Below are 365 nucleotides of genomic sequence, written 5' to 3'. Positions count from 1 at the left end.
ACACCAAACCAAGGACAGTTACTGACCGCCACCGTCACGGATATCGATGGTGTTTCTGGCGTAATTACCTACCAATGGCTGCGTGGCGCCACGGTGGTTAGCACGGCACAAACTTACACCACCGTGCAAGCCGATGTCGGCCAAACCTTAACCGTCAGCGCCAGTTATACCGACGACCAAGGCAGTGCAGAAACCCCTGTCAGCAGTGCGACCAGTGCCGTCAGTAATACCAATGATCTCGGCAGTATTACCATTGATGACACCACACCAAACCAAGGACAGTTACTGACCGCCACCGTCACGGATATCGATGGTGTTTCTGGCGTAATTACCTACCAATGGCTGCGTGGCGCCACGGTGGTTAG

The 365-nt window shown here is 54.2% G+C and carries 1 protein-coding gene; it reads left to right on the top strand.

All coding sequences use genetic code 11. From position 1 onward, the window contains the following. Positions 1-93: 93 nt before the first annotated feature. On the top strand, positions 94-365 hold a 272-nt coding region (locus H4J38_RS16965; RefSeq protein ID WP_182133673.1), incomplete at its 3' end, for a hypothetical protein.

The sequence above is a fragment of the Colwellia sp. BRX10-3 genome (genome assembly GCF_014077505.1).
GTDB lineage: Bacteria > Pseudomonadota > Gammaproteobacteria > Enterobacterales > Alteromonadaceae > Cognaticolwellia.
The sequence above is the reverse complement of the archived record's forward strand: the minus strand, read 5'-3'. Positions and strand labels throughout refer to the sequence as shown.